At 56.6% G+C, this 21,266-nt stretch carries 21 protein-coding genes and 1 tRNA gene; 16 read left to right on the top strand and 6 right to left on the bottom strand.

What is annotated here, in order from left to right:
- Nucleotides 1–95: 95 nt before the first annotated feature.
- Both arsB and VPK24_RS15340 read right to left on the bottom strand, forming a co-directional pair.
- Entirely contained in the window at nt 96–1,235 is a 1,140-nt protein-coding gene (arsB, locus tag VPK24_RS15345; RefSeq protein WP_393014985.1) for an ACR3 family arsenite efflux transporter, read from the bottom strand.
- A gap of 359 nt (nt 1,236–1,594) precedes the next feature.
- Nucleotides 1,595–1,930 (bottom strand): ArsR/SmtB family transcription factor, encoded by a 336-nt coding sequence (locus VPK24_RS15340; RefSeq protein WP_393014651.1) that lies wholly within the window; start codon nt 1,928–1,930, stop codon nt 1,595–1,597.
- 310 nt (nt 1,931–2,240) lie between these two features.
- Here VPK24_RS15340 and VPK24_RS15335 point away from each other — a divergent pair, with 310 nt between their 5' ends.
- The 8 genes from VPK24_RS15335 to VPK24_RS15300 all read left to right on the top strand — a co-directional run bounded on the left by VPK24_RS15335 (nt 2,241) and on the right by VPK24_RS15300 (nt 10,781).
- Nucleotides 2,241–2,717 carry a MarR family winged helix-turn-helix transcriptional regulator gene (locus VPK24_RS15335; RefSeq protein ID WP_393014649.1) on the top strand — a complete coding sequence of 159 codons (477 nt, stop codon included), beginning with the start codon at nt 2,241–2,243 and terminating at the stop codon, nt 2,715–2,717.
- Between the two features lie 165 nt (nt 2,718–2,882).
- Nucleotides 2,883–4,229: an HlyD family secretion protein gene (locus tag VPK24_RS15330; RefSeq protein WP_393014647.1), complete on the top strand. Its 1,347-nt coding sequence runs from the start codon at nt 2,883–2,885 to the stop codon at nt 4,227–4,229.
- Between the two features lie 12 nt (nt 4,230–4,241).
- Nucleotides 4,242–5,828 (top strand): DHA2 family efflux MFS transporter permease subunit, encoded by a 1,587-nt coding sequence (locus VPK24_RS15325; protein ID WP_393014645.1) that lies wholly within the window; start codon nt 4,242–4,244, stop codon nt 5,826–5,828.
- Nucleotides 5,829–5,864: 36 nt separating this feature from the next.
- Complete coding sequence (locus VPK24_RS15320) at nt 5,865–7,268, top strand: ATP-binding protein (RefSeq protein ID WP_393014643.1); 1,404 nt, start codon at nt 5,865–5,867, stop codon at nt 7,266–7,268.
- A 60-nt stretch (nt 7,269–7,328) separates the two neighbouring features.
- Nucleotides 7,329–9,458 carry a tetratricopeptide repeat protein gene (locus VPK24_RS15315; RefSeq protein ID WP_393014983.1) on the top strand — a complete coding sequence of 710 codons (2,130 nt, stop codon included), beginning with the start codon at nt 7,329–7,331 and terminating at the stop codon, nt 9,456–9,458.
- A 143-nt stretch (nt 9,459–9,601) separates the two neighbouring features.
- Nucleotides 9,602–10,168: a DUF4160 domain-containing protein gene (locus VPK24_RS15310; RefSeq protein WP_393014642.1), complete on the top strand. Its 567-nt coding sequence runs from the start codon at nt 9,602–9,604 to the stop codon at nt 10,166–10,168.
- Nucleotides 10,143–10,457 carry a DUF2442 domain-containing protein gene (locus VPK24_RS15305; RefSeq protein WP_393014641.1) on the top strand — a complete coding sequence of 105 codons (315 nt, stop codon included), beginning with the start codon at nt 10,143–10,145 and terminating at the stop codon, nt 10,455–10,457. Before VPK24_RS15310 ends, VPK24_RS15305 begins: the two co-directional genes overlap by 26 nt.
- 144 nt (nt 10,458–10,601) lie before the next feature.
- On the top strand, nt 10,602–10,781 hold the full coding sequence (locus VPK24_RS15300; protein WP_242026240.1) for a hypothetical protein: 180 nt from the start codon (nt 10,602–10,604) through the stop codon (nt 10,779–10,781).
- A 38-nt stretch (nt 10,782–10,819) separates the two neighbouring features.
- Here the strand turns inward: VPK24_RS15300 and VPK24_RS15295 are convergent, their stop codons facing one another.
- Both VPK24_RS15295 and VPK24_RS15290 read right to left on the bottom strand, forming a co-directional pair.
- Nucleotides 10,820–11,386, bottom strand: coding sequence for a Uma2 family endonuclease (locus tag VPK24_RS15295; RefSeq protein ID WP_393014639.1), 567 nt, complete (start codon nt 11,384–11,386; stop codon nt 10,820–10,822).
- A gap of 51 nt (nt 11,387–11,437) precedes the next feature.
- On the bottom strand, nt 11,438–12,139 hold the full coding sequence (locus VPK24_RS15290) for a Uma2 family endonuclease (protein ID WP_393014637.1): 702 nt from the start codon (nt 12,137–12,139) through the stop codon (nt 11,438–11,440).
- Nucleotides 12,140–12,172: 33 nt separating this feature from the next.
- Here VPK24_RS15290 and VPK24_RS15285 point away from each other — a divergent pair, with 33 nt between their 5' ends.
- From VPK24_RS15285 to VPK24_RS15260, 6 genes are all read left to right on the top strand, one after another.
- Nucleotides 12,173–12,328: a hypothetical protein gene (locus VPK24_RS15285; protein WP_393014635.1), complete on the top strand. Its 156-nt coding sequence runs from the start codon at nt 12,173–12,175 to the stop codon at nt 12,326–12,328.
- Between the two features lie 65 nt (nt 12,329–12,393).
- Nucleotides 12,394–12,546 carry a hypothetical protein gene (locus VPK24_RS15280; RefSeq protein WP_393014633.1) on the top strand — a complete coding sequence of 51 codons (153 nt, stop codon included), beginning with the start codon at nt 12,394–12,396 and terminating at the stop codon, nt 12,544–12,546.
- A gap of 67 nt (nt 12,547–12,613) precedes the next feature.
- Entirely contained in the window at nt 12,614–13,963 is a 1,350-nt protein-coding gene (locus VPK24_RS15275; RefSeq protein ID WP_393014631.1) for an adenylate/guanylate cyclase domain-containing protein, read from the top strand.
- 135 nt (nt 13,964–14,098) lie between these two features.
- The gene (locus VPK24_RS15270; RefSeq protein ID WP_393014629.1) at nt 14,099–16,393 is read left to right on the top strand and encodes a transglutaminase family protein; all 2,295 of its coding nucleotides are present in this window, start codon (nt 14,099–14,101) and stop codon (nt 16,391–16,393) included.
- Nucleotides 16,394–16,566: 173 nt separating this feature from the next.
- Nucleotides 16,567–17,328, top strand: coding sequence for an HAD family hydrolase (locus VPK24_RS15265; protein WP_393014628.1), 762 nt, complete (start codon nt 16,567–16,569; stop codon nt 17,326–17,328).
- A tRNA-Ala gene (locus VPK24_RS15260) sits at nt 17,319–17,391 on the top strand. The genes VPK24_RS15265 and VPK24_RS15260 overlap by 10 nt, the downstream gene beginning before the upstream one ends.
- 14 nt (nt 17,392–17,405) lie before the next feature.
- Here VPK24_RS15260 and VPK24_RS15255 read toward each other — a convergent pair.
- Nucleotides 17,406–18,755 carry an ATP-grasp domain-containing protein gene (locus tag VPK24_RS15255; protein ID WP_393014626.1) on the bottom strand — a complete coding sequence of 450 codons (1,350 nt, stop codon included), beginning with the start codon at nt 18,753–18,755 and terminating at the stop codon, nt 17,406–17,408.
- Nucleotides 18,756–18,959: 204 nt separating this feature from the next.
- Nucleotides 18,960–19,703, bottom strand: a complete 744-nt coding sequence (locus VPK24_RS15250; RefSeq protein ID WP_393014624.1) for a hypothetical protein — start codon at nt 19,701–19,703, stop codon at nt 18,960–18,962.
- A 634-nt stretch (nt 19,704–20,337) separates the two neighbouring features.
- On the opposite strand from VPK24_RS15250, the gene VPK24_RS15245 reads away from it, so the two are divergent.
- Both VPK24_RS15245 and VPK24_RS15240 read left to right on the top strand, forming a co-directional pair.
- A complete protein-coding gene (locus VPK24_RS15245; RefSeq protein WP_393014623.1) occupies nt 20,338–20,505 on the top strand; it encodes an anacyclamide/piricyclamide family prenylated cyclic peptide in 168 nt (55 codons plus the stop codon).
- Between the two features lie 342 nt (nt 20,506–20,847).
- The gene (locus tag VPK24_RS15240) at nt 20,848–21,009 is read left to right on the top strand and encodes an anacyclamide/piricyclamide family prenylated cyclic peptide (RefSeq protein ID WP_393014621.1); all 162 of its coding nucleotides are present in this window, start codon (nt 20,848–20,850) and stop codon (nt 21,007–21,009) included.
- Nucleotides 21,010–21,266 lie beyond the last annotated feature (257 nt).

Raw genomic sequence — 21,266 nt, 5'->3', positions numbered from 1 at the left:
ATCTCAAAACGCACCAATCTCAACAACTTAAAGACGCACACAACTTAAAGACGCACACAACTTAAAGACACACACAACTTAAAGACACACACAACTTAAAGACGCACACAACGCGGATCGAGCAAGGTGGCCTTTTCGGGCGATCGGGGGAACCAGTGGGCCGTGCGCCGACAGCATTCCACCAGCAACAACATCACCGGCACTTCGATCAACACGCCCACCACCGTCGCCAGGGCCGCCCCCGAGTTCAAACCAAACAACATCACCGCCGTGGCGATCGCCACTTCAAAATGATTGCTCGCACCGATTAAAGCCGCCGGGGCCGCATCTTCGTAGACTAATTTCAGGGGTTTCGCTAAGGCATAGGTAATCCCAAAAATTGCCAGCGTTTGAATCAGTAACGGCACGGCAATTAGGAAAATATGCAGCGGATTATTAACGATTAGCTCTCCCTTAAAGGCAAAGAGCAAAATCAGGGTTAATAGCAGCGCTGAAGTGGCGATCGGGCTGAGGTAGTGCAAAAATTTTTGCTCAAACCAATCGGCTCCCTTGTATTTGAAAATCCAGTGGCGCGTGTAAATGCCCGCTGCCAAGGGCAAGCCCACATAGATCAACACGGACAGGGCGATCGTGGCCCAAGGAACGGCCAAATCATTGGCCGCCAACAGCCACCGACCCAAAGGCGCATAGAGCAGCAGCATGGTCAGCGAATTCACCGCCACCATCACCAAAGTGTGGCCCTGATTGCCATAGCAGAGATAGCCCCACATCAACACCATGGCCGTGCAGGGCGCAATGCCTAACAAAATTGCCCCGGCAATGTAGGAATCCGCGAGAGCAATTGATTTCCCACGCAATAGCTCGGAACCTTGGATCAGTGGGCGGAACCAATGGCCTAAAAATAGCTGGGCAATCGCGATCATCGTGAAGGGCTTAATTCCCCAATTCACCACCAGGGTTAGCAACACTGGCTTGGGCGATCGCATGGCCCGTTTGGCTTGGGTGAAATCGATTTTCACCATGATCGGATACATCATGAAAAACAGGCAGACCGCGATCGGGATTGACACCTGATGCACCGTCCAGGCATCCAGGGCGATCGCCACATCGGGAAACAGCCGCCCCAACAGAATGCCGACCCCGATGCAGACCAGCACCCAAACGGTCAGATAGCGTTCAAAAAAACTGAGTTGGCCGCCCACCTTCGGGGCCTTGGCACTGGGATTGATGGTCATAACACCTCGCGATCGGGCAATGCGCACCGATTTCCCCCGATCGCCTCCATTGTGCCAGGAATAATTCAAAAAAAATTGATGAATTCAAAAAAAATTGATTTGAAGACTCCTAAAGATCCCATTGAGGGGGCAAGGGGTTTAGGGCGTGTCATCAATTCCGTCGCCGTAGGGGTTGGGTCTCCCAACCCTGACCCGAGCGATCGCTCCCAACCTGGCCACCACCGGAAGCGTCAGGGATCGCGGGGGCTGGGCGGGGAGACCCCGCCCCTACGATTGATCGGCTGGGAAGACGCAATCATTAGGGTTTTGGGGATTTGATGACAGCCCCTAAACCCCTTGTCTGTGGGCGCGGCGAATCGCTAGGGACAGCAGGCGCGATCGCCCATGCCCACCAACTCCGCAAAATTCGTCAAATATTGCTCTAAACGATCAAATCCCATCGAATTCAGCCGGTAATAGTTCCAGCGGCCATCCTGGCGCACTTCAATTAAGCCCGCTTCCCGGAGCACCTTCAGGTGAAACGACAGCTTCGATTGACTAACCCCCAGCAGCTCGCAGAGGTCGCACACGCACAACTCGCCCTGCCGCAAATGTTCGATCGCTCCCAATCGAATCGGATCGCCCAGGGCATGAAACCCCGCCAGCAGGGTTGCTCGCTCCACCGTTTCCGCCCGTTCGATCGATTTCAGTGCCATTTTGAGGTTCCTTGGCCACGCTCTTGCTCAGCCTAACGCCCCTTGGCCCAGGTTGCTCAAGAGTCCAAGGCGATCGGCAACAAGTCCGCCAGGGGCCAAACGCAATCGGGAAAGGCGATCAGGGCGATCGATCGGCTCGATCGGATTGTAGCCAAGGCTTAGGGGCGATCGGGGACGATCCGGGATGATCAGTTCTGATCTTCGCGTCTCATCATGGCCCGGATGGCCAACGGCGCTCAGGTCATACTTCGAATTTTATTTCGTGCTTAAATAGTTAGTACACGAAATAAATTACGCTTGCGGTTTTCCCATGAACGCCACCGCTCGATCGCCCCGTTCCACTGCGCCTTGGCAGGAAATTTTGGCCCCCCATGGTTTGGGCTATCGGATTCGGCTGCTGTCGCAACTGATGGGACGGCGGTTTCAGGAACTGCTGGAACCCCATAGCCTCACGCCGTTTCACTGGGTAGTGCTCTGTTGCCTGTGGGAACAGGACGGGCTAGCCACCTGCGCGATCGGCGATCGGCTACGGCAGGTGGGCGGCACGATGACCGGCGCACTCGATCGAATGGAGGAGCGCGGCCTGATTCGACGGGAGCGCGATCGCCACGATCGGCGCGTGTGGCGGATTTGGCTGACGGATTTGGGTTGGCAAATGCGAGAAATTTTGCCGCCGATCGCCATCCAAATTCGCGATGAAACCCTGCAAGGATTTTCGGAACCCGATCGGCAACTGATGTCTAGCTTGGTCGATCGGGCAATCAGCAACCTGACGCAGCTCGACTGATTCACCGGGTTGTTGAAGCCAGCGATCGCCTGGACAACATCGATCACCACCCAAGGGGTGTTTAGTCGCTCAAATAATACGCACACGAAATAAAAATACCCGTAATAATCCGTCATTTCGTGATTCCACATTCCACGGAGGTCAGAGATTGTGAAACCCCAGTTAATGAATGAAACTGATCGCAACGGCTCTGAGCCGCCCGTTACCACATTGGAGCCGATCGCCGCTTCCCCATCCGATCGCCCGATCGCCCCAATTCCTGAACCCACGCCCGAGCCTGCTCCCCAAAAGCGTCACCCGATCGGCCTGGCGATCGTGCTGGTGCTGGTGGCGGCCGGGGCGATCGCCGGGGGCCGCTGGGCTTGGCAGTTTTGGCAATATGCCTCCACCCACGAGGAAACGGACAACGCCCAAGTAGCGGGCCATCTTTATCAAGTGGCGAGCCGCGTGCCGGGCACAGTAACGGCCGTGGCGATCGAGGAAAACCAGCATGTGACGGCGGGGTCGGTGTTGGTGCGCCTCGACCCAACGGACTACCAAGTGAAAGTGCAGCAATCCCAGGCGGCCTTGGTGGCGGCCCAACAGGATGCCCGTGCGGCCCAATCTTCGATCGCCCTGGCCGGAGCCAACACCGCCGCCCAACTGACCACGGCCAGCGGCGATCTGAACGATGCCACCGCCGCGATCGCCAATGCCGAAGCGGCCTTGAACGAAGCCACCGCAGGCGTACCCGTGGCGCGGGCGAATTTGGCTCAAGCTCAGGCAGCCTTGACCAAAGCCAAGGCGGACTACGATCGCTACAATGCGCTTTACCAAGACGGGGCGATCGCTGCCCAGCAACGGGATGCCGCCAAGGCCGCCTACGATGTGGCCCTGGCCCAAACCGCCGCCGCCCGCCAACAGGTGCAACAGGCGATCGCCCGAGTGGCCCAGGCTCGCCAAGGGGTCGATCGGGCCAAGGCCACCCGCCAATCGCGCCAGGGCGATCTGCAACAGGCCCGCGCCACCGGCAACCAAACCCAGGTGAATCGCGATCGCTACGCCGCCGCCACGGCCCAAATTGCCCGCCAGGCCGCCGACCTACGCGCCGCCCAGTTGCAGTTGTCCTACACCACGATCGCCGCACCCGTCAGCGGCCGGATTGGCCGCAAAGCCGTGGAAGTGGGCGCACAGGTGCAAGCGGGTCAACCGCTAATAGCGATCGTCGGTGATCAGCTTTGGATCGAAGCTAACTTCAAGGAAACCCAAGTGCAGCGGATGCATCCCGGCGAAGCGGTCGAAATTCGGCTCGATGCCTTTCCCGATCGCCCGTTCCGCGGCCATGTGGAAAGCCTGGCCCCCGCCTCCGGTGCGCAATTTGCCCTGTTGCCGCCGGACAACGCCACGGGCAACTTCACCAAAGTGGTGCAACGGATTCCCGTGCGGATTGCGATCGACCCCGACAGTTTGCGCGGCTACGAAGCCCAAGTCACGCCGGGGATGTCCGCCAACGTCAGCGTGGCGGTGCGCTAGGAGCCAGGCCCCATGAGCGCTACATCTAATCCCGCGATCGCCCCGACCTATCCCACCGGCTGGCTGAAATGGGCGATCGCCGCCACCGCTTCCCTGGGTGCAATCCTGGAAGTGATTGACACCAGCATCGTCAACGTTGCCCTCACGGATATCCAATCCAGCGTCGGAGCCACCCTCAGCGAAATCGGCTGGATCGTTACGGGCTACGCGATCGCCAACGTAATCGTGATTCCCCTGACGGCTTGGCTGGGCGAAACCTTTGGCCAAAAACGCTATTTCATCCTCTCCTTGGCTGGCTTCACGATCGCCTCCGTTCTCTGTGGTCTATCCGGCAGTTTGCCCGAGCTAGTAGCCGCCCGCATCTTGCAAGGGTTGCTGGGCGGCGGTTTGCTGGCCAAGGCCCAGTCGATTTTGTTTCAGAGCTTTCCGCCCGCCGAGCAGGGTTTGGCCCAAGCGGTCTTTGGAGTCGGCGTGATTACGGGGCCGGCGATCGGGCCGACCCTCGGCGGCTACCTGACCGATAACCTTGGGTGGCGCTGGATTTTCTTTATCAATATTCCCTTCGGGATCGCGGCGGTGGTGATGGCCCTGCTGTTTTTGCCCGCCGATCGCCCGATCGATCGCTCCGGCCCAAGGAGATCGGTCGATTGGTGGGGCATTGGCCTGCTGACGATCGCCGTGGGCAGCCTGCAAACTTTCCTGGAAGAGGGCGAGCAGGACAACTGGTTTGAATCCCCGACGATCGTGGCCCTGGCGATCGCTGCGATCGTGGGGTTGGCGCTGTTTATTTGGCGGGAGCTGACCGTGCGCCACCCGGCCGTGGACTTGCGCGTGTTGCGCCATCGATCGCTCGCGGCCGGCAGCATCTACTCCGCCGTGGTGGGCATGGGTCTCTATGGAACCTTGTTCGCCGTGCCGATTTTTGCCCAGAGCGTGTTGCACTACACCGCCCAGCAAACGGGTCTGTTGCTGTTGCCGGGGGCGCTGGCCTCCGCCGCCACAATGCTCATGCTGGGAAAAGTGAGCAGCTTGATCGATCCCCGCTGGGCGATCGCGGCGGGCAGCGTCATGACCAGCCTCGTGATGTTTTCCCTGGCGACCCTCAACCCCGACTCCAGCAGCGATTCACTGTTCTATCCGCTGATTTTCCGGGGTGTGGGCACGGTGATGATGTTTTTGCCCCTCAGCTTGGCTACCCTCGGCTCGTTGCCCCCGGCTGACATTCCCGCCGGGTCGGGGTTTTATAACCTGACGCGGCAACTGGGCGGCAGCATTGGCATCGCGATTTTGACGACGCTGCTCGATCGCCGCAACGCCTTCCACCGCAGTGTCTTGAGTGAGCACCTGAGTGTTTATAGCCCGGAAACCCAAGGGCGACTCGATGCCCTGACCAGCGCGTTCCAAAGTCGTGGCGTTGATCCGACGACGGCTCACCAACAGGCGATCGCCTCGCTGGATGGTCTCTTGAGTTTGCAATCGTCGATTCTGTCGTTTAGTGACACGTTTTGGGTGGTGGGGATGGCGTTTTTGGCTTCGTTGCCGTTGTTGTTGTTGCTGGGCAAGGGTCGCAAGGGCCAAGCACCGAGCGGAGGGCACTAGGGGCGATCGGCTTGGCTACAATCGAGGCTAGTTGCGTTGGTAGTTGTCGGCGTGTTTAGCCCAGAATTTCAGATCATTGTTCAGCTCAAACACGAATTCGATCCGTCGCGACCGCTAGAACCGGGCGATCCCGCCTACGTGGACTGCACCTCGGTGCGGGGCGACGATGACATCACCGTGGACTTGGGCCGCACGATCACCGATGCCCAACGCAAAACCTGCCAAATCTATTCCGGTCATCGCGGCGGCGGCAAATCCACGGAACTGAAAAAGCTGAAACAGTGGCTGGAAGAGCGGGGATTCTTTGTGGTTTACTTCGCCGCTGCCACGGAAGATGCTGGGGATTTGAACCTGAAAGATACGGAATATTCAGATATTTTGCTGGCTTGTGCTCGCAATATTATTGATGGACTCAAGAGCCTAGAAGGACTCGATTCGCAACCGATCGCCCAATGGATTTCTAAGTCTTTTGATGATCTCAAAACTATCCTGTCGGCTGATATCAAAATTGAAGATCTGAAAACCAATGTGGAGTTGCAACTGAGTCAGTTTGTCAAGCTGACCACGGCGGTGCGGTTGGAACCGCAAAAGCGCGATCAAGTTCGCAAATTGATGCGCGATCGCACTGAAAGCTTAGAAACGGCCCTGAATGATTTGTTAGCCAATGCGCGCCAAAAATTGCCGTCGGGTAAACGCGATTTGGTGGTGATGGCGGATAACTTAGATCGAATTTCGCCGGTCGATCGCACCGATGGCCGCACCAATCACGATGAGATTTTTCTCGATCGCGCGGATTCCCTGAAGTCCCTCAACTGCCACACGATTTATACGGCTCCGGTGTCCTTTGTGTTTTCGGCCAGTGCGTCACGGTTGCGGGATGAGTATGACGGGGTGGAACGGTTGCCGATGGTGGCGATCGCCGATCGCAATCATCAAATGCTGAATGATGGCTATGCCAAATTGCGGGACGTGTTGGCTCGGCGGGTGGCGAAAGCTGCGCCCAGCCGATCGCTTGTGCCCGATGTGTTTGCGGATGAGGCCGCCGTGCAGCGGTTGTGTGTGGCTAGTGGCGGCCACATGCGGGAACTGATGCGGTTGGTGCAGGAATCGTTGAAGCGGATTGATGTGTTGCCCATTAGTTTGAAAACGGTGCAACGGGCGATCGCGGAGGCGCGAGAAACCTATCTGGATGCGATTCGATTTGAGGATTGGGAAGCGTTGATGGCGGTTGAGCAAACCAAGGACAGTCGCAACGAATGTGAAGATCGCTGTCGCAATTTGCTGTTTCGATTGTGTGTGTTGGAATATCGCGAGTGGGATGAGGAAACCGAAGACAAAATCACTTGGGCGGCGGTGCATCCGCTGATTCGGAGTTCCAAGGAATTTAAGCAGCGGTGGGATGCGTTTCAAGCAGCAAACTTGCGGGGGCAAGGGGCTTAAGTCCCTTGTCTGGACTGACATGGCAGGCGGCTGACCTCAACGTTGAGGAGGGGATGGGTGATGGATTGGGATGAAGAGGAGGATTTGCTACCGGAAACACCGGAGGAGATCTATGGGAATTTGCGGCGATCGCTCCAGCGGCAAACGGGATTTGAGCTGCACTTTTTGGTGTGCGATCGCGCTAAGGAAGTAGAGCTATTCGATCGCTTACGGCGGGAGATTCCCAAAAAACGGTTTGCTCAATTGGTACTCGATCGAAAGGATACGACGCTGCTGGACAAGGTGAAGGAGCTGGCAGCAACGACCGAGTTTGATGTGCTGTTTGTGCGGGATTTGGATGAAACCCTGCTGGACTATGAAGACACCAAACGGCAGGCGGGCTGGAGCAATGTGCAAATTTATGAGGTTGATTGGCAGGGTGTTCCACCAATTTTGCAGCATTTGAATTGGGCGCGGGAAACCTTGCGGGATCAATTTCCTTGTGCATTTGTAATCAGTTGCCGACCGACGACCATCCAATATCTCAGTGAGCGAGCGCCGGACTTTTTTGATTGGCGGCTAGGGGTCTATCGGTTTCCCTTAGAATCTTCAGAAATTGATCGAAAAATCCTAGAAGAAGCATTAGCAGAAGATAGCTATGAAAATCTGACTGAGGCAGAGTTCATCAAAAAGCTGCTTGAATTACAAGACCTGATTAAAATTACTGGTGATATAAATCAACTAAGCAAACTCTACTTTCAAGCTGGAAAGCTAAATTTTTTCGCTAAAAATTACAGTCCGGCAATCAGTAATTTTATTCGTGCCCTTGATCTTGATCCGACAAATGATTCAGCTGCTTTTTTTCACGGTAGTTCATTGTTTCATATGGGGCGGTATGAAGAAGCAATCACCAGCTATGGTCACGCTCTACAGCTCAATCCTGACAGTGAAAAAGTTTGGCTTATTCGAGGTCTGGTTCTGAGTATTCTTGGGCAATATGAGGAGGCAATTACTAACTATGATCGTGCTATCCAGCTCAAACCCGATGACGACAATGCCTGGAGTGCCCGAGGCAGCGCACTGAAGGATTTGGGACGGTATGAAGATGCGATTACCAGCTATGATCGCGCCCTTCAGTTCAAACCCGATGACTACGATGTTTGGAGTAAACGAGGCAGTGCACTGAAGGATTTGGGACGGTATGAAGATGCGATCAGCAGCTATGATCGTGCCCTCCAGCTCAATCCTGATAGTGAAAAAGTTTGGCTTATGCGAGGTCTAGTTTTGAGTATTTTGGGATGGTGTGAAGATGCGATCAGTAGCTATGATCGCACCCTCCAGCTTAAAGCTGATGAATATCACGCCTGCTTTGGTCGAGGCATGATGCTAAATGCTCTTGGGCAGCATGGAGAGGCGATCGCCAGCTACGACCAAACTCTCCAATTCAAACCCGATTACCACGAAGCCTGGAACAACCGAGGCATTGCGCTGGATAATCTTGGGCGCTATGAAGAGGCGATCGCCAGCTACGACCAAGCCCTCCAATTCAAGCCCGACGACCACGATGCCTGGTACAACCGAGGCACTGCGCTGGGTCATCTCGGGCGGCATGAAGAGGCGATCGCCGCCTTTCAACAAGCAATCAAACTCAACCCGCAAAACACTTCGCCCTACTACGATTTAGGACTATTGCAATTTGAGCAAGGCGATCTCGCTGGGGCGATCGCCACCTTTCAAAAGGTAGCCGAACTCGATCCCACCGATGAAATTCTGCCCAATAATCTCGGCTTTTTGTGCCTAATTACCGATCGCCTCGACGAAGCCGAAACCTATTTGTTAAAAGCCAGAAAACTCAAACCCAGCTTCTATATGCCCGCTTTCAATTTGGCAGCGGTGCGAGCCTTGCGCTCCGATCTCGACAGTGCCCGATCGCTCCTAGCCGAAAGCCTGCAACTCTGCCCCAAAAACATCGACCAAGAACAACTTCATTGGTCGATCATCTCAATCCTGCTGGGCAATGTCGAAGCCGGTTTTGAGCAACTCACCACCACCCTCGCCACCCTGACCGATCCAACAGCAACGTGGCCGATTCGGGGCGGCGTGCTGGAAGCCTCCCAAGCAATCGCCCGATCGCCCCTGCAAACCCCCGACCTACACCGGGCGATCGACCTGCTCCAATCCCACCTCACCCCCAAATCCACAGGCCCGTAGGGTGCAGGGGAGTACGCTCCAGAAGCAACGACTATTGCGATTGTTCTCCCGTGCACCGCAACCCGCCACACATGGAACGACGATCGATTGGGTGGCGATCAATCCACGGTGCATGGGAGAACAAATCAACCATTTCGTAACAATTGCAAATTGCTCCCATGCACCCTACCCAATCAACCATTCCCAAAATTATCGCCGCTAAAGCCATCAACAATCACACATTAATTATTCAATGCTCTTCGCGATCGAATTTTTGTAGTAGGGTGCATGGGAGAACGCTCGGAAGGCAATACCAATCGCCATTCATCTCCCATGCACCGCCACCCGTAACGCATGGAACAACGATCGGTTGGGTAGCGATCAATTCACGGTGCATGGGAGAACAAATCAACCGTTTCGTAACAATTACAAATTGCTCCCATGCACCCTACTCGATCGCCCTTGAGTCATTAGAAAATGGATCAAAAATGCCAACCGTTCTGCAAGTCGGCCCCTACAGTTTCATTTTCTTCAGTTCCGATCGAGGAGAGCCGCCCCACATCCACGTCAAACGCGATCGGCAACTGGTCAAGATTTGGCTCGATCCAATTGAAACCAGCAAAAACCTCGGCTTTCCTGACCACGAAGTCAGTCGCATTATCAAACTCGTTCAAGAACACCAACCCGAGCTGATTGAGGCCTGGCATGACTACTTTGATCTTGGAGATTGAACCCCAAGCCCAGCGAATCGACTTTGACGATCGCACCTTCACCATTCACCTCGCCGACGGCCGCCAACTCACCATCCCCCTCGATTGGTATCCCCGCTTGCAACAAGCCACCCCCACCGAACGCCAAAACTGGCAACTGCTCGGCGATGGCTACGCGATCGAGTGGCCCGACCTCGACGAACACATCGGCATCAATGGACTCCTGGCCGGCAAACGCAGCGGCGAAAGCGCCCGATCATTCGATCGCTGGCTCACCCAACGGCGATCGACCCCCATCCCAGAACCGTAGGATCGATCACCCCCAGCCATTGCGCCCATCAGCCCCCCTTTGAGACCATTGGGGGCATGGCGCGAGCAGGAAAAGCACTCAAACAAACCTTGCAAGACTACGACATCAGCCCCCCTTTCAGACCATTGGCGGCTCGCCGTCACCATGGGCATTGCCCGATCGACCGTGCATTATTGGTTCAACGAAACCCAAGACCCCCAAGCCGACGCAATTCCCGCCATCGTCGCCGCCCTAGAGGCGATCGAACCCGCCGCCGCCCGAGCCTTTTTGGAAGCCTACCTGGGGCGATCGCTCACGGATTGGATCACCCCAGACCCGCCATAGCCCAATCAATCTAGCTCGCGGGGAGCGATCGCGGCTCGTCAAAAATCCCACGGTTCAAATAACTCCGCCACCGGGAACGCAAACCCACTCACCACATCCTCCCCCTCCAACAAATCGCCAACCCGCAACAGGCGATCGGGTTCCGGGCCGTGATAGACCAAAATGCAGCGCTCATTCGGGTCAATCTTCCACAGCAAGCGCGTCCCGTGGGCAAAATATTCCACGATTTTTTGGTGCATTTCGTCCACCGTGTTGCCCGGCGACAAAATCTCCACCACCAGATCCGGCGCACCCTCAAAATAGCCGCGTGGCGGGCGGCTGAGACCCTGCAACCGAGACCGATCGATAAAGGCAATATCGGGCGATCGCCGGTTGCCATTGGCCAAGGTAAACGCCGTGCTCGAATCACAAACCGCCCCCAAACGGCGCGATCGCACCCAATTCATCAGCGCCGCCACCAAAACGCAGGCCAAATAGCCATGCTCCATCCCCGCATGGCCCAGATCCACCATCTGACCGTCCACCAACTCGTAGCGATGCCCCTCTCTGGGTAAGGCCATCCAGTCTTGATCCGTCCAGGTTTGAGGGCTTGTGGCAATGGTCATTCCCGTTGCGCTCCTGCCGATCGCGATCGCCTGTTGCTATTGTGCCGTGGTCTACCCGATCACCTCGGGATCAATGCCCAACTCTCGCAGCCGAGCCGCCAGGCGATCGGCGCGATCGCGCTCCTGTTCAGCCCGATCGCGCTCTTGCTTGGTGCGCTGGATCTCTTCCGCCAGGGTCGAAAAGGGCTGACCGTCTGGCCGAAATAGGGTGAAGCTGTCTTCGCCCATTTGGAACCGAATCCCGAGCCGGGGACTCACCCAATCGTCCGGGTGATCGTCCCGGAGCCGCAAATCGCCTCGCTCCGATCGCGCCAAAATGCTCAAATCATGGCGATCGGGATCGTAGATGTAATATTCCTCAACGCCGTAGGTGTCATAAAACGCCTGCTTTTTCAGCATTTCCCCAAAGCGATTTCCCGGCGACAAAATCTCAAATACCACTTGGGGCGCGATGTTGTTTTCACACCACTGCTTGTAGGAACCCCGATCGCCCTTGGGAACCCCAAACGCTACCATCACATCGGGCGCTTGTCGGGTTTTGTTGTCTCCTTCCATCGGATACCAGAGCAGATCGCCCGCCACAAAAACTTGCGGATCGTTGGTAAAGATGGCGGCAAGGTTCATGTAGATCTTTTGGATCCAATGAAACTGTTTCGTGTTGTCCGCGATCGGCTGGCCGTCGCTGTCGGGATAGTCGATCGGTGACGGCTGAATCCCCGGCGTGATCGTCGTGGTGGTGGGTTGGGCAATCATCGGTTAGTCCTCACGATCGCGGTTGGTCTCATTATGCCAACGGGGCCTGATGCCAACGGAGCCTGCGATCGCCCGGTGGGGGTTTGTGGGGCCCAGGAAACCTGGATTCGGGGGAATTTTGATACGATCGCAGCAGCTTTGTTGCTGGCTCAAAGCTCAAGATACTTTTGGCTCAAAACCCTGAGCTGAAGGTTGCTTGATGCCACAGTGCGGCCTCAGGGAGCTAAACCGTTGGTGCATCTTTAATCGGCGTATTGTCACGCAGTCTGTCTTTTGGGGGGGCGATCGCCACTGTGGCGGTCGGTTTTCATCATTTACCGAATTTTGACCACGAAATACCGGGATTTTGGGGGCAATTTCCCTTGAATCTCTGGTTTGAGGCGGATTTGGTCTGTGCGGAGTTGTAGCCCCTACCTAGTAACTGATGGTTACGACAGGCTGCATCGTTTTCGGCCGCATGGCGCTGCGATTATTGTGAATGCTCCAACGACAAGCTCGGCTGTGGTTGCCTCCGGTAGCCCAATTCTGATTGGCATTGCCGATCGGGAATTGGCGCAGGCCTTGGCCCAGGTGGTGGCGGAGTTAGGGTGCGAAGCCCATTGCCCCGCGAGTTTGGATGAGTTGATGGCGGCGGCTCGGCTCCAGCCGCTTTTGGTGTTGGTGGGGTCTTGGCCAGAGCTGGCGGCCTTGGAACTGTGCCATCAGTTGCGATCGGCGGCTCCTTACCAAAACACCCCGATCGTGCTGGTGGGGACGGCGGGGCAAATCGATCGGGGCGCGTTGTTTGCGGCGGGGGCGGCGGACTATTTGCTGTTGCCCTTGGAACCGGCGGAGGCTTTGGCACGCATTCGGTTGCATTTGGATCGCAGTCGGCTCGATCGACTCCATGAGCGGGCCCGCAATCTGACGCTGTTTCGGGGGCCGGCCCTGTTGGCCGCCAGTTTGCAAAAGCGTTTGCGACGACAGGCGGAATTATTGCAAGAGCAGCTCTTTTTGCTCGATCGGGAAGTGCGGGAGCGGCGGCAAATGGAATCGGCCCTGCGCGATGAGCAAAGCCGCACGCAAAAGCTGCTGTTGAATGTGTTGCCCCAAGCCATTGTCGATCGGCTGGCAAGGGGGGATGGGTTGGCGATGGAAAACGAAATCCTCGCCGATCGGTTTGAGGAAGCCACGATTTTATTTGCCGATATTGTGGACTTCACGCCCCTTTCGGTGCAGTTGCCGCCCTTGGAGTTGGTGCAATTGTTGAATCGAATTTTTTCGGCGTTCGATCGATTAGCCGAAGAATTTGGCCTCGAAAAAATTAAGACGATCGGCGATGCCTACATGGTGGCCGGCGGAATTCCTGTGCCGCGTCCTGACCATGCCCTCACGGTGATGGAAATGGCGATCGCTATGCGCCGGGAAATTAATCAACTGCGGCGAGAAACCGGGCTGCCCTTGGCCTTGCGAATTGGCATCAACACGGGGGCTGTGGTGGCCGGCGTGATTGGCATCAAAAAATTTAGCTATGACCTTTGGGGCGACACGGTCAATGTGGCCAGTCGGATGGAGTCCCAGGGGATTCCCGGCAAAATTCAGGTGACCGAGGCAACCTATGCCTACCTGAAAGATCATTACGAGTTTGAGCGTTGGTCTAATCTGCCGGTGAAGGGGCGCGGTCGCATGACGGCCTATCTCTATGTGCGGCGGCGATCGAGTCCCTGGCCCAATCCGGAAGCCAACTCGGCCTCAGAAGAAACACCGGCCCCTGTGCCCCATGGCACTGACTCGGGGCCGTCGGAGTTGCGATCGCGCGAGCCAACCCCTGAAATTGCTCTTTGATGGGGGTTGCGATCGTGGTGATGATCGCGATCGTTCATGATCGTGATTGTGACTGTGATTGATCGGTTGAGGATCTGGGGATCTTTGGCCAAACCACTATCCTGGGAATAGCTGAAGCAAAACCGGGGAGCAGGCATGGTTTCGGAAGCGGCAAGGAAGGCTTGGTGGCAACGGCTGCAAACTTGGCAAAATCAACCCCGGCCGCAACCGGAAGAGTCGATCGCCCTGCGAATTTTGGTGCAAATTTTGGTGGCGATCGGGATTTTGGCCACCGATGTGGCCGCTGGAACCCAAACCAGTTGGTGGGCCATTCCCCTCAGCTTTGGCGGGGCCTACTGGAGTTGGCGGCAACGGCGGCGGCGCAACCTGGGGGCGCAACTGGCGATCGCGGCGGGAATGCTGGTGGCCTTGGCCGTTTTCTTTCGATCGCTCCTGGGCAATTTGGGAGATACACGCCTGGTTTTGGCGGAGTTGCTGATCCATTTACAAGTGCTCCATTGCTTCGACTTGCCCCGGCGGAAGGACTTGGGCTACTCGATGCTGATCGGGCTGATTCTGATGGGGGTGGCCGGAACCCTTAGCCAAACCATGTTGTTTGCGCCCGTGTTGGTGGCCTTTGTGGGGGTGGCGCTGCCGATGTTGGTGTTGGACTATCGATCGCGCCTGGGGTTGGAACCGGGCGATCGGGATTGGCGCGCCCTCACGGGGCTAATTCGGCCGGGTCAAATGGCCCGGCTGTTTGGGGTGGTGGCGGTTTTGGGGCTGGTGGTCTTTGCTCTGCTGCCGCGTTTTCCGGGCTACCAACTGCGCCAGTTTCCGGTGACGGCCCCGCCCAATTTGATGGATGAGATGTTTGATAATCGGGATCAGTCTGCATCGATTCGCAATCCCGGTTATGGGCAAGATGGCCAAGCTCTCGGAGGAACCAGTGGCGCAGGCCGCGGCCAAACGGACAACACGTTCTATTACGGCTTTAGCAGCACGATCGACCAAACCCTTCAGGGGCAACTGGTTCCCACCTTGGTGATGCGGGTGCGATCGCAGTCGCCGGGCTTTTGGCGAGTGTTGGGGTTCGATCGCTACACCGGTCGTGGGTGGGAAATTTCCCGCAATGACGACACCCAAAGCCTGGTGCGGCCCGATTGGTCCTATCGCTTTGTGATTCCACCGGAGCCAACCCGCGCCCAAATTGAAGAGGTGGTGCAAAGCTACACGGTGCTTTCGGCCTTGCCCAACCTGATTCCCACCCTGGCCCAACCAACGGAGCTGTTTTTCCCAACCCGAGGAATTGCGATCGACAAGGAAGGCAGTATTCGATCGCCCCGCATTTTGGATGAAGGGTTAACCTACTCGGTCATCTCCCAAGTGGCCTACCGCGATCGCACCCGACTGCGCCAGGCTCGCCGTACCTATCCCCCCTTCATTCGGAACTATTACCTCGATGTGCCCGCGGCCCTGCGGCCCAAGTTGCAAAAACGGGCCCAAGAATTACTCGCTAAGGCTCCCAACGCCCGCAATGATGCGTATGAACAGGCGCTGTTCTTAGCCCAAGCCCTGAAGCAAACCTACACTGTGCAACCGGACTTGCCGCCACCGGCTGCGGGTGAAGATTTGGTCGATCGCTTTTTGTTTCAGTATCAAGGGGGCTATCCCGATCATTTCCCCACCACCCTCACCCTCATGTTGCGAAGCTTGGGGATTCCGGCGCGGGTGGCGGCCGGGTTTGCGCCGGGTCGGTTCAATCCCTTCACCGGCCTATACGAGGTTTACAACACCGATGCCCATTTGATCACAGAGGTTTATTTTCCTGGGTATGGCTGGTATAGCTTTGACCCAATTCCTGGCCATCCCTTGATTCCACCCTCGATCGAGAAAAATGAAACCTTCAGCACCCTGGAAAAACTCTGGGCTTGGGTAGCTGGTTGGTTGCCCACACCCCTGCGCAATTGGCTGGATGGGGTGATTTCAGGGGTGCTGGGGGGACTGCTGGCGCTGGTGGGTCGGTTGCTGGGTTTGTTGACGGGGGGCTGGACAGGCATTTTGGCGGCGATCGCCCTGGCCTTGGTGGTGGGCGGGGCCCTGTGGTTGGGTTGGTTGGGCTGGCGCACTTGGCAACGGCGGCGGCGATTGGCTCGGTTAGCCCCGATCGCCGCGTTATATCAGGAGGTGCGCGATTGGCTGGCAGAAGACTGTCCTGCCTATCCTTGGCAAACACCGTTGGAATATGTGGCCGCCTATGAACAGTGGCTCGCCCAGCAGGGGGGCGGCCCCGGCGCGGGTGATCGCTTGGCTTTGTTGGCGGCGGTGGCCAGGGCCTACAGTGATTGGCGCTATGGCGATCGCCCGGCGGATGTGGCGGCTTTGCGGGAACAGTGGCAGCGGGTGCGACGGCGCGATCGACCCCGGCTGTTGGGGGCAGCGGCTCGCTAGGGGGCGGGCGATCGGGCCCTGGCCTTTGGTGTTCAACGGTGGGGTACTGGTTTGGCGCTAAACTTTTAAGACGCAATTCCCGTTCCCAGGATTCAGGATTCAAATCCGCACCGAGGATCTTCGAGGTTGGGAATCGGTAATGGCTCCGTTGGCCGTTGTTTGCCCAATTGCCCATGACCCTCAAAGCAATTCTGCTGGACTTTAACGGCACAATCATTAATGACGAACCGCTGCACGGGCAACTTCTGCAAGAGATGTTGCTGAGTGAGAATTTGCGGCCGGATCCGGAAGAATTCCGCGAGGTATGTTTGGGCCGGAGCGATCGGGCCTGTTTGCGGGATCTGCTGGCTCGACGGGGGCGAATGGTGGATGATGACACGCTCGATCGGTTGGTGGCCCGCAAGTCGCAACTGTATCTCGATCGCCTAGCCCACTTGCCCCAACTGCCAATCTACCCGGGCGTGGTGGACTTTTGTAGTCGGGTGCGCACCTTGGGGTTGCCCATGGGGATTGTGACCGGGGCGCTGGCTGCGGAGGTGGAGACGGTTTTGAGTCGGGCGGGGCTGCGATCGTTCTTTAGCGTGCTGATTACGGGTGATATGGGCCTAGAGAGCAAGCCCGCTCCCGATGGTTATTTGCAAGCGGTGGCCCAGTTGCAATCGCAGCTCGATCGGCCGGATCTACAACCCCAAAATTGCTTGGCGATCGAAGACACCTACCCTGGCATTGCGGCGGCCAAGGCTGCTGGAATGCAGGTGGTGGGCGTGGCCACCAGCCACCCATTCCAAATGGTGCACCGCCGGGCCGATTGGGTGGTGGACTTTTTAAATACCTTGGATCTCGATCGGGTGCAGCGGCTTTTTTCCGGTCGGGAACGGCCCGAACCGCCGATTGGTGCTACCATGTCCGATACGCCAATCGCCTCGGGGAATTAGCTCAGTTGGTAGAGCGCTGCGATCGCACCGCAGAGGCCAGCGGTTCGAGTCCGCTATTCTCCATTTCAACCAGTTCCTTAAACTTGGGGCGCGTTGGCCAACACAGCTGTCAGTTTGGCTGCGGCTTCGAGGCTGTCGGCCAGGGAAATCGGCAAACTTTCAATTAACTCGCGCGTTTCATCACTGGGTTCTCCCAACACCCGCAGCACGATCGCGGGGCCCCGTCCCTTATTCAGGGCCAAGCTATTAGCCAAATTATTCGAGGCAAAATCCCCTTCACTGCGGTTGGTTGGGAGGGGTTGCGGTAATTCCTCCATCGGTTGGGTTTCCTGTCGCCACCAACCATGGCGCTTGGCATATTGGTGAATGACGGTCACCATGCCATCCAGGGTGATGGCACTGCCCAACAGATCCAGCAGCACCACCCGAACCGGGTGTGGATGACTGAGACTGGCTAAGGCCTGTTCGAGCCGCTCTTCTAGGGTTTCGGGACGGCCACCGCCCACGGTCCAGCCCACATTGATGAACCCGGCCACGTTGCCCCCAAAGCGGCAAACCAAATCCAAGGCCGCTAAGGTCAGCCCCATGCCATTGCAAACAATCCCGATCGGGGTGCTGGCGTTCTTTTTGCTGCGATCGCCATTGGTGGAATTACTGCCCTGACCATTCACGGCCCCCTGAGCACCGTGGGTCGCATTGGCCGCCGGAGCGGGCGCGGTTCCGGTTCCGCCCTCAATCCAAACGGGCTTGAGGCTGGGCGGCATCACTACGCCGTTGAGCAGGCATTTCAACTCCGCATGGCGATCGATCGCACTGTCGTTCACGGTGACTTTGCCGTCCAGGGCCATCAATCCCCCGGCGCGATCGACCCCTAGGGGATTGATCTCTACCAAATCCAAATCATTTTGGACAAACAGGGCATACATCCGCTCCACAATCTCGCTGACGGAAGGCACTAGCTCGCCCCGCAGCCCCATCTTCAGCACCAAACGGCGGGCATAGAAGGGCGAAAATTCCCCATCCACCAACACCTGATGCACCGTACCGGCGGAAAGCTTGCCATCCATCCCCCCTTGGGTGGATCCCAGCAGCACCGGCCGCCGAGCGTTGTCATCCAGCGCCACCGCCAGATAAAACTCCTGCTCCACGTTGTATTTGGCCTCCGCCAGCAGCAACGCAGGACATTCCCCCTCGATCGGCAAGCTGAAAATGGCTTGGGCGGCGGCCACCGCATCGATCGTGTTGCTGGCGAACCGGATCCCGCCAGCACGCCCCCGCCCCCCGGCCCGCACTTGGGATTTCAGGGCGATCGGGTAGGGAATCTTTAGTTCCCGCAATTCCTGCAAGCTGGCGATCGGTTGGGAAGGCAGCACCGGAATGCCCATGGCGGCAAACAGGGCTTTTGCCTGATACTCCAGCAAGTCCATCGTTAACCTAGCTAAACGCTGTGGGGAGGGGATGGCCAGCCTTGTGGGGTGGCCTTGGCATTATACGATCGCGCTGAAAACGGCGCTGTGTCGCCCAATGCCACTCAAGGCACAAAAGCAACCTATTGGATACTGGGCCCAATCCGGGTTTCAGTCGTTGCCCAAAACCGAATTGGCCCCAAAGAAAACGAGCAGCGACCCTCACTAAACCCAAAGATCGCCTTCCAGTTCTGGATCGGAGGCGGGCTGAGCCTCGCGGGTCGATCGCCCCGGGCCCGGATGGGGCGTTTCGCGGGTCAGATCCGTGGTGGGAGCAGGGGTATGGTCAACCTGGGGATCGAATCGAGCGGGGGGTTCCGCCTGGGTTGGACAAACCACATAGGGCAAGGTTGCGCCCTTCAAGCCCCGTTGCAATCGTTCGGGCGATCGCTCCGACAGCAAAAACAGCGGATAGATTCGATCGGCCCGATCGCCCACCACATGGCGGTAAGCCAGGGGCATCACCCATTCATAGTCGCGATCGAGCAGCAATTGCGTTTGTCGCCAGCGACTCATCAGCCCATAAAAATCCTCATTGGGCCGATGCACAAACACAAACACCGCCACGCCCGTGGTCACCTGCCATTCGGGATCGCACATCAGGAGGGCAATCTCGCAGGGCAACCGCACCGCCTGCCGCCCCGGCTTGTTGGTCGATCGCTCGGACTCGATCGAATGGCGACGGCGCGATCGGCTCACATCGGCCACATCGGCCAGTTGGGTCATTTCCAACACATCGGGATCGATCCGCGCCAACGGCAACGTAATCACCACGGTGCTGTCCAGGGGCCGCCGCATACTGGGCAACAGTTCCAAGTAGGGCCGATATTCCCGCAGCAGCTCGATCGCCGCCTGCCGCCCACTATAAGTCGCCAGAATTTCCTCATAGTCCGCAGACTTTATGGACATAGGCTGCCTCGCTGATGCTACTGCTCACTCGATCGCTGGAAAAATTCGCCTGAGGGAATATCTGAAACGCAAAAAAGCTAACGATATCAGCCTGTTGTCATTAGATTTTGTCACTAGATCAACAGATCAACTCAATAGACCCCGTTAGCCGTGTCTCTATCCTACCCAGGTGATTTGGCTGATGACCAATGGCAACTCCGGGAAGCCCTGTTGCCCGTCACATCAAGGTAGGTGGACGACCCCGCATAGCGGTGTATCACTACTTCGCCGCTTGGTGACGATGGCACTTTACCATCCACCCCAAAACCGGTCAAAACCCGTTTTCTAGCTGCCAGGGCGCAGAGTTCGCCTCGATGAAGTGACGGGCAATCCTCGTCACTTCGGGGCTTTCCGATACCTGGTGATACCTACCTGGCACTAGGTGTTGGATCGCAAAGCTCCAAAACAGGCAACTGAATTATTTTTCTACTTCAGTTGCTTGACTATTTCTATTTTCTTTTGTCGAGTTTGATTGCATCAAGATTAAAAATATAAAGACGCAATCCTTAGTCTTGACGATGCTGAATAAAGTGGGCTAGCTTCTCTTCAGTTCCTGACAGGAACAGTGCCCCTCACTCAACTTGAGGCAAAGACCATGAAGAAAAAAAATTTGATGCCCCAAACCGTGGCTCCCGTGCAGCGCGAAACTTCTGCGACCGTTTCTCGTGATGGTCGGATTGCGATCGCCCCGTCTATCTGGGTTGCGTTAGGTTGGGGGCGAAGCGACCAGACTGATCCTTTTGCGGGAGACGATGCGGAGTAACACGCCTCATTCTATCATCCACCTCAAAACAGGTCAAAACCCTTTTTTTGACTGCCAAGGCGCTTGGTTCGTCTCTATGAATTGACGGGCAACCCTCGTTACTTCAGGGCATTCCGATACCTGGCACTAGGTTGTTGGATGGCAAGACTCCAAGACAGACAACTGATTGTTTCTCTGCTTCAGTTGCCTGACCATTTTTGCTCTCTTTCACTGAGCTTGATTGCATCAAAAATAAAATATAAAGATGCAATCTTTAGTCTTGACGATGCTGAATAAAGTGGGCTAACTTCTCTTCAGTTCCTGACAGGAACAATACCCCTCACTCGACTTGAAGCAAAGACCATGAAGAAAAATCTGAAAGCGCTGATGCCGCAAACCGTGGCTCCCGTGCAGCACGAAACTTCTGCGACCGTTTCTCGGGATGGCAGTGCGATCGCATCCACCGCTTTGTCATTATATAACAACGGAACTATGAATCCTTTTGCGGGGGATGACGCGGAGTAAGTCTCTTAGCTCTACCATCCACCTCAAAACAGGTCAAAACTCCTTTTTCAATTGCCAGGACGCGGAGTTTGCCTCAATGAATTGACGGGCAACTCTCGTTACTTCGGGGCTTTCCGATACCACCGCACCAAGGTTTGATCCTCCCTAGCCCCCCTTTTTCAAGGGGGGAACTGGAAATCTTCAAAATCCTCCTTATTAAGGGGGATTTAGGGGGATCTGAATCTGATTTGCTACGAGTGATTAGGACTTATATAAAA

Origin of the sequence: Limnothrix redekei LRLZ20PSL1 (assembly GCF_043235035.1) — a bacterium.
Classification (GTDB): domain Bacteria; phylum Cyanobacteriota; class Cyanobacteriia; order CACIAM-69d; family CACIAM-69d; genus CACIAM-69d.
This window is presented reverse-complemented; position numbering and strand designations above follow the sequence as displayed.